The following is a 714-nucleotide window of genomic DNA, read 5'->3' as shown; positions in this document are numbered from 1 at the left end:
CCCCGATCCCACGTCAGCGATTTATACAATTCCTGCGGAAGCTTGCCGGCGTGTCTTATCAGAGCATTGACGACAGCTTCAGAGTCCTTGCTGGCAATCTTCACCAACATCACGAACCGGGTCTGGCGTTCGACGAGTGTTGCAATCTGACTGTTGGCGTTGCCGAACAGAAGATCGCCTTCCCAGTGCCCGGGTATTGCTCGATCCTCGGCCGTGCCCGGGCGTTCACTGATCGATATGGCATCGCGGATGTTCGTGCGGTCCTCGGTCTTCAGTGTGTGTTGACGCGATCGACGCATCGCCCGAGAACGGCGCAGGTGTTCCAGCAGTTCTCTTTTCAGCGCACCACGGGCCTGGATATAGAGGCTCCGATAGATAGTCTCGTGCGACACCTGATAGTCCTTGTTGACCGCATACACGTGCTTGAGCCAACCCGCAATCTGCTCCGGCGACCACTGCAATCGGAGCTTGCTTGCCACAACCTGGGCGAGTGTCCGATTCCTGACCAGCTTACATGTCTTTGGGCGCCGTGCGCGGTCCCAGGCGAGCGCGTCGGCCTGGGTCGCCCGATAGTACTGCCTTCCGCCATTTCGCTGCACTTCGCGGCTGATAGTAGATGGCGCACGTCCTAACCGCGCCGCTATCGATCGAATCGACTGGCCGGCGACGACTGCGCGCGAGATTTCCTCGCGTTCGGCAAGCGTCAAGGCCAGC

Annotated in this window: 1 protein-coding gene; it reads right to left on the bottom strand. The window is 59.7% G+C overall.

Annotated elements, in window-relative coordinates; translation table 11 throughout:
- The coding region (locus ACTJLD_RS41360; protein ID WP_440661786.1) for an IS30 family transposase at positions 1-714 on the bottom strand (714 nt) is incomplete at both ends.

This window comes from Burkholderia sp. 22088, assembly GCF_052045915.1.
In the GTDB taxonomy this organism is placed as follows: domain Bacteria; phylum Pseudomonadota; class Gammaproteobacteria; order Burkholderiales; family Burkholderiaceae; genus Burkholderia; species Burkholderia cepacia.
The sequence above is the reverse complement of the archived record's forward strand: the minus strand, read 5'-3'. Positions and strand labels throughout refer to the sequence as shown.